4 protein-coding genes and 2 pseudogenes are annotated in these 6,658 nt (G+C 57.5%); 5 read left to right on the top strand and 1 reads right to left on the bottom strand.

Translation table 11 applies throughout. From position 1 onward, the window contains the following. The first annotated feature begins 216 nt into the window (after positions 1 to 216). Positions 217 to 1,665: a lipopolysaccharide biosynthesis protein gene (locus Q2941_RS50185; protein WP_458197334.1), complete on the top strand. Its 1,449-nt coding sequence runs from the start codon at positions 217 to 219 to the stop codon at positions 1,663 to 1,665. Positions 1,666 to 1,670: 5 nt separating this feature from the next. Here the strand turns inward: Q2941_RS50185 and Q2941_RS50180 are convergent. After that, positions 1,671 to 1,787 (bottom strand): annotated as a pseudogene (locus Q2941_RS50180) (transposase); the annotation flags it as partial. A 394-nt stretch (positions 1,788 to 2,181) separates the two neighbouring features. On the opposite strand from Q2941_RS50180, the gene Q2941_RS50175 reads away from it, so the two are divergent. From Q2941_RS50175 to Q2941_RS50160, 4 genes and pseudogenes are all read left to right on the top strand, one after another. Next, positions 2,182 to 3,429, top strand: coding sequence for a DUF4832 domain-containing protein (locus Q2941_RS50175; RefSeq protein ID WP_458197333.1), 1,248 nt, complete (start codon positions 2,182 to 2,184; stop codon positions 3,427 to 3,429). Between the two features lie 588 nt (positions 3,430 to 4,017). Next, positions 4,018 to 4,323: a hypothetical protein gene (locus Q2941_RS50170; RefSeq protein WP_458197332.1), complete on the top strand. Its 306-nt coding sequence runs from the start codon at positions 4,018 to 4,020 to the stop codon at positions 4,321 to 4,323. A gap of 398 nt (positions 4,324 to 4,721) precedes the next feature. After that, entirely contained in the window at positions 4,722 to 5,681 is a 960-nt protein-coding gene (locus tag Q2941_RS50165) for a methyltransferase domain-containing protein (protein WP_458197331.1), read from the top strand. Positions 5,682 to 6,221: 540 nt separating this feature from the next. Continuing rightward, a pseudogene (locus Q2941_RS50160) lies at positions 6,222 to 6,658 on the top strand (acyl-CoA acyltransferase); the annotation flags it as partial.

Below are 6,658 nucleotides of genomic sequence, written 5' to 3'. Positions count from 1 at the left end.
ACGTCGCAGCAATCGAGGAAGCTGTTCGCCGAAGGCAGAAATGGCTCGCGTCGAGCAAACCGGTGTGGCGATGAGACCCCTGATCGACGACGATATATGCAAGGGGGACGGCATGCGTGCGCGTCGGCGCGTTCATGGCCTCATTTCCCTATGCTCGATGCACAGGAAGCACGAAAGCCTCCTGGACGAGGCCGCACAGATTGGGGCGCGCGTGGCATGACGTCAGGGATTAGCCGCAAGGCGGTTTTTTTGGCCGCTGCAAGGCTGCTCGAGTATGCCGTGCAAATGGCGCTGCCGGTCGTCCTGGTCCGCCACCTTACCAAACAGGAGTTTGGGGACTATCGCCTGATAGGGTTGGTCGCCACGACAGGGTTGATCCTGTTCCCCCTTTTCTTGCCTCAGTCCCTGGTTTATTTCCTGCCGCGCGCTGCTCCCGGAACCCGGCCGAAGCTGGTGGGGAATACGTTCGTAAGCCTGTTCGCACTCGGGGGTCTTTCGGTCCTCTTGCTTCTGGTGCTGATGCCCGTCTTGCCAGGTTCGATCGCCGGCTTACAGCGCTACTCGCCGCTCGTTCAGATTTTCGCCGGCACCTGGATATTGGCGTCGATTCTCGACGTGTTGCCGAACGCGGATGGAAGAGCGGAGTGGCAGGCCTGCGCAACGGTCGGCCTTGCGATACTCAGGGCGGCCGCATTGTCAGGTTCGGCCGTCGCGTCCGGCGACGTGGCCTGGGTTCTGGTGGCCATGTGCGGCGTGGGTATGGTGAAGGTCGGGATAGCCCTCGCCTATGCCCTGTTTGCCGCGCAGGAACCGGGACTGGGATTCGACGGGCAGCTGGTACGCATCCAATTGAAAATTTCACTGCCTTTTGCTGTCGCCGAAGGGCTTTTCGCTTTGCGCGTGCAGGCCGACCAATGGGTCGTAGCGGCGAACTTTTCGAACACGGCCTTTGCACTTATCTCGATTGCGTCGATTGTTGTGGTCGTCGGAACATTGATCCGCAACCCTCTGAGGGATGCTCTTCTGCCCAGTATCAGTTCCTTGGTGGGCCAGGGCAAGCTTGATGACGCCCGAGCGCTGATACAGAAAGGATACCTCGTGCTGGGACTTCTGCTGCCCCCAGTTCTCGGGTTGCTTTTCTCGACCGCGGACGAGCTCGTCGAACTCATATATACGCACGAGTATCTGGGGGCGGTCCCGCTCATGCGCATTTATCTCTTGGGAGGGATGGCAACCGTCTTCGCGGCGGGCCATTTGCTTCAGGTATTTGGATTTGGCCGGCCGGCTGCAATAGTCGGTGCAATATCTCTTCTGCTATCGATTGCTTTGAGCATTCTTGGTGTCTACTTTTTCGGACTTGCCGGTGCGGTAGCAGGAAGCACCACAAGCCTTGTTCTTTGGGAGTGCTGGGCCTTGAACAAGGTCGCCAAAGCACTAGGAACCAGCATCGCTCAAATGACACGGCTCGATCAGACTTGGAAAGTCATCGTTGTGGTCGCAGTCGGTGTGCTCGTCGTCCACGTCCTCTGCTCCGGGCTGAACGGATCCGTCTTTCTGCGTCTCTTCGCGAAGTCCGCGGTCTTTGTGATGGCCGTGCTGCTTGGGTTTGTGCTCACGAACATGCATCGGTCGCTCATATCGCTCGTTTGCGAGCGGCGGAAGTGACCCCCGATCCCATTTTTGCGGCACACATCGGCCATCTTCACCCCGGCTTCCTGTTCCCGCAAGATCCCGATGACCTGTTTTTCCGTGAACTCGGCTCGCTCTAACCCATTTTTGAAAGAGATTGCGGGCTCGGGTCAGGTAAAGTGGAGCGTTACATCGAGGGATTGACGGCCCGTTATCCGGACAAGTTCCTCCACATGCTCCGAAAAGACTTAGGTTGCGAAAACGATTCCTCGCCGCCATTCAGGAATTGGAAATCGACGAGCCGTCTTCCGTGGATGAATTTGAGGATGAATCACAGCTCTTGCTCTGACTATATTTGGGTGTGATGGAATGATCTCAAAACGGATCGTCTTTCTTGCGACCGTGCTATCCATAGCGCTTTCCGCTTGCCTGGGCCCTTTGCGCGCGCAATCCGAGAGCTCTTCGCAGTCACTTCCTTCACCATCGCCATCACTTTCTCCGGCTCCGTCACCAGCTCCTACTCCAGCACAAACACCGACTCCCACGCCTCTGTTGCAAACCATCACTCCGACTCCCATTACCGGAATTATCAAAAATCCTGGCATTGGCTATCAGACGTTTTCTAAATCGGCGATATTAGATCGTCGATTCCCCTCCTCGACGATGTACACCCGGGTAGATTGGAGCCAAGTGGAATCGGCGCCTGGAGTCTTTAATTTTGCGGTGATTGACAAAGCACTGTTCGCCGCCAAGGCAGCCGGACAGCGGCTCGCCTTCCGAATCATGGGCTTCGCAAACGGCAATGTCGGCCCTGTCGGCTTGAAGAACGCCGGATTTCCCGGTTTTACCTTCAACTTCGAAGGCACTTCGGGAGTTTGGTTTCCCGACCTCACCCAAAACGTCGTCCAGCAAGATCTTGCGGCACTTGTTTCGGCGCTTGGCCAGAAGTACGGCAACAATCCGGCGATTGATTCGGTGGATATTGGCTTTGTCGGCGATTGGGGCGAGTTTCATTTCTGGGGCACATCACCGAAGCCGCCATATCCGAGCACGTCGGCCCTCAAGAGTTTGATTGATGATTTTTTGGCGAACTTTAAAGTTCCGGTTGTGATCGATGGCACCTTACAAGCAGGCGATGACAGCGCATTCGAGTACGCGATTCAACGCAAGGTTGGGTGGCGGGTCGATTGTTGGGGCAATTACGCCTCTGGCTGGAACCACATGCGGGACGCTTACCCTGCAATCCTCGCGGAAGCTCCCAATGCCTGGCAGAATGCGCCGGTCATCCTTGAAACCTGTGGCGTGATGTCGGATTGGGTCGCGTCTAACTATCCGTGGCAGCAGGCGTTGCAGTGGGCGATCGACAATCATGCCTCCCAGTTTAACAACAAAAGCTCTCCAATTCCGTTCGAGATGCGTTCGCAACTGGAGGACATGTTAACAAAAATTGGTTACCGCTTTGTTTTGACTCAAGCGCGGTTGCCGACCTCCGTGACCTCCGACTCCTCCTTTTCTTTGAACCTCGATTGGTCCAACGTAGGAAATGCTCCGATGTATTTTGAACGCCACCTTCTTGTAAAAATCGGTTCGATTGTCACGGACACGGGAATTTCAATGAAGGGCTTTCTTCCAGGCACTCGAACGGACACCTTCACAATCAGTGTGAAAGGTTTAGCTCCCGGCACGTACCCGCTCCAAATCGGACTGGCGGCACCCGGGGACTTTGCTCCCGATATCACACTTGCGATCGCTGGGGCGGGGCCCTGGTATACGCTGGGGAATCTTATGGTCGGAAATTGAAACTGCACCCGCAGCTCGGCGGACACTACAGCGGTGTTGCCGTCAGAATCGGAGAACGCCTCAAACGCAACGAAGAGAGAAGAGAGCGCTGCCGGAAGGTCCGTTATAGGGTTTGCGGCAAAACCAACGGCGCCTGAAGAGCAGATATTGCTGCAAGATCATCCCAGGGTCAGTCAGGATGGGCCTCGCAGACACAGCGGCAGTCACCGCAGCGCGCAGAAGCTTATGGCAAGACAAAAAGCCCCGAGCAGCGGGGTAACCGGGGCCGACAGCCTCATTGCCGGAGACTGTCTCCGGAGAGTTTGGGCTCAGGGGGGAGTACCGAGTCTGAGTCCGCGCGCCGCGGTTTGCGTCAAAAGCTCGCAGCTTCAGGCAAACCGCTGCCCCAGCCTCGGTGAAGCAGACCAAAGGTACCGCTCTCAGGCCTGCCGCATACGAGTCGTTACGCCGTCCCAGGCCCTCGCCGTGGTCGCCCCACAGGATAGTCGCCTCGAGATCGAACCCACTCTGGCGAGACGACGTCGGTTTTGTCCATGCTGGGCAGGACGCCGAGATCAAGGTTCATACCTTCAACTTCACACGGTATGGGTGCTCCATGGCAAGGTGCTGAGCGTCTCGCCCGACACCATCTCACGCGACGGCCGCGACGTCGCCGAGCCCAGGCCTCGCGCCGAGAACACGTCGGAGGGCAGGCAGCAGCAGGGGGTGGACGATCTCGTCTACGCCGCCCGGATATCGCCCGACCAGCGGCAGTTGAAGGCCGGGGATCGCGTCGGTCGATCTCAGTCCGGGCATGGCTGTCACGGTGGAGTCAAGACCGGATCGCGCCGGATCATCGGCTATCTGCTCTCGCCGCTCGCCCGGTACGAGCACGACATCCTGCGCGAACGGTAGGAAGCGCTTTGTCGGCTCTGGGAGCGAACTGCGGAGAGGCGGCCCCCATGAATATGCCCCGGCGTCGTCGACATCGGACCTCACCATGGCGACAGTGCCAACCTCGCCAATCCGAGAACCGAGCATTTGATTCGAGAGCTATCCCTGACGATTGGCCATACTCAAGCGACGAAACCGGAGGGAGTAATCCTTCGGGGCTGTTGTGTTCGACCCGCAGCGAGCGTGAGCTAGAGGCCTGATTTTCGGCTGCCAACCTATTTTGCGCAGTTTGCTTGCGTTCGCCTCTCTCGATTGTGCCTGAAACGTTCACCACTAGCGCCGCTCAAATCGCCCTGCCCCAGCTTTTTGATACTGTGTCAGCGAGGGGGCGGTTTGTCGATAGACTTGGAGGCAACAAGATGTACAGCACGCGGTCTATTGTTTTCAATGCAGTGACATTCGTGCCGGGCGTGACCGCAATCCCAGGTGTCAGAGACCATCTTGCTCGCAGGGACAAAGGAACGGGCGGCACAATCTCGGCCCGATACTGCTACAGCGTCTGGCTAAGGCATCTCGTGAAAGCAGCAGAAAGCGGGCTTGATACGAGACCTCAGGTCATCGCAGAGCTCGGACCGGGCGACTCGCTGGGGATTGGGATTGCAGCGCTCCTGTCCGGAGCTTCCAAATGCTATGCGCTTGACGTAATCTCGCACGTTACAGCGGAGCGAAATATCCAAGTGCTTTATGAACTAGCTGAGTTGTTTAGCCGGCGTGCCGATATTCCAGACGAAGCTGAATTTCCCATTGTGATCCCAAAGCTGAAAAGCTATCGGTTCCCCGAGCAGCTGATTACGAACGGAGCCGCAAACACATCCGCGACCCGGATACGAGAGATCGAGTCGGCGCTGCGCGGCACTTCGCAGGGGGGGGCCGTTCAGTTGCGGGCTCCTTGGCTGGACGCGGCCGTGATCGAGGATGGAACGATTGACATGCTGTTTTCTCAGGCGGTGCTAGAGCATGTAGACGAATTGAGCGAAGCATACGACGCCATGAGGCGGTGGTTGAAGCCCGGAGGTTTCATGTCCCATTCGGTCGACTTCAAAAGTCATGAGTGTGCACGGGAATGGAACGGCCATTGGTCCTATTCCGATCTGAAATGGGCCCTTGTCCGTGGAAAGCGATCGTGGTTCTTAAATCGTGAGCCCCTTTCGACCCACATGCGTCTGCTCCACAAAAATGGCTTCAGAACGATCTGCGAAGACGCCGTGACTCGGCCGTCCGCTCTGAGACCCCAGCACCTTGCGAGGCGGTTTAAGAACCTTGCCCCAGCGGACTTGACTACCAGCGACGTTTTTTTTCAAGCAGTGAAACAACACTAAGAGGCGGGGCTTTCTTTGCGGCCGGGCAAATGACGCCAGTGAACGCCTGCGGGATCGCTTGTGGTGATCTTGGCTGCCGCCGGCCGAGGCGGTGCCCGCGTTGACGCTGGCGGCCACCGCACTGCCGGACGAGTAAGATTCTGCTTGGCATGTGCTGGAAGCCGCGGGCTCGCGCGCGGGATATCGCGGACCGCGTCATAGTCGCGATTTTTGACAACTTGGGGGGCAGCAAACAGTCGGCCATGAACACGACTTTCGCGACCCGTAGTTGCATGATCAAGCCCCGGATTACTGGTTGGGCTCAGGTCAATGGGTATCGCGGAGGCACCGATACGCTCGTAGAAAATGCAGCGACGTGTGGAGCACGATCTGTACTACATCGACAACTGTCGTTTCTATTCGATCTCCGAATTATCCAGCTGACCCTGTTTTCAAGGGAGGTCTACGTGAATGCCTATTGAGAATTTGAAAAGTCAATACTTAGACTGGTCGACCTGCCGACGAACGAGCGAAATCGGATCCTAAAACGGGGTTCGGACGATGATTCGATGCCGCCAGATAGAAGTAGCCGATCTTGATGCTATCGCCGATCTTCTGACGCGCGGCTTTGCTTACCGCTCGCGCGACTACTGGATAGACGGGCTCCGACACCAATCCGTGCGCGATGTCCCCGAAGGTTTCGCACGCTTCGGCTACATGCTTGACTGTGACCGGACGCCCGTCGGCGTTCTGCTGCTGATTTATACTGCACGGGACAAGGGTGCCGGGATCTCCATCCGCTGCAATCTCTCCAGCTGGTATGTGGAGCCGGGCTTCCGCAACTACGCGCCGATGCTGAGCACGGTTGCGCAGCGCCACAAGCACGTCACCTACGTCAACATCAGCCCAGGGCAGTGGACCTGGCAGACCATCGAAGCCCAGGGATTCCGCTCCTATTGCGACGGCCTGTTCTTCTCCTTTCCGGCACTCTCGCGTCC

The sequence above is a fragment of the Bradyrhizobium sp. UFLA05-153 genome, from assembly GCF_054185185.1.
The sequence above is the reverse complement of the archived record's forward strand: the minus strand, read 5'-3'. Positions and strand labels throughout refer to the sequence as shown.

What these genes read in the sequence shown, in the direction of transcription:
- Q2941_RS50185 (WP_458197334.1), top strand. Translation starts at nt 217, where the DNA reads ATGACGTCAGGGATTAGCCGCAAGGCGGTTTTTTTGGCCGCTGCAAGG.
- Q2941_RS50165 (WP_458197331.1), top strand. Translation starts at nt 4,722, where the DNA reads ATGTACAGCACGCGGTCTATTGTTTTCAATGCAGTGACATTCGTGCCG.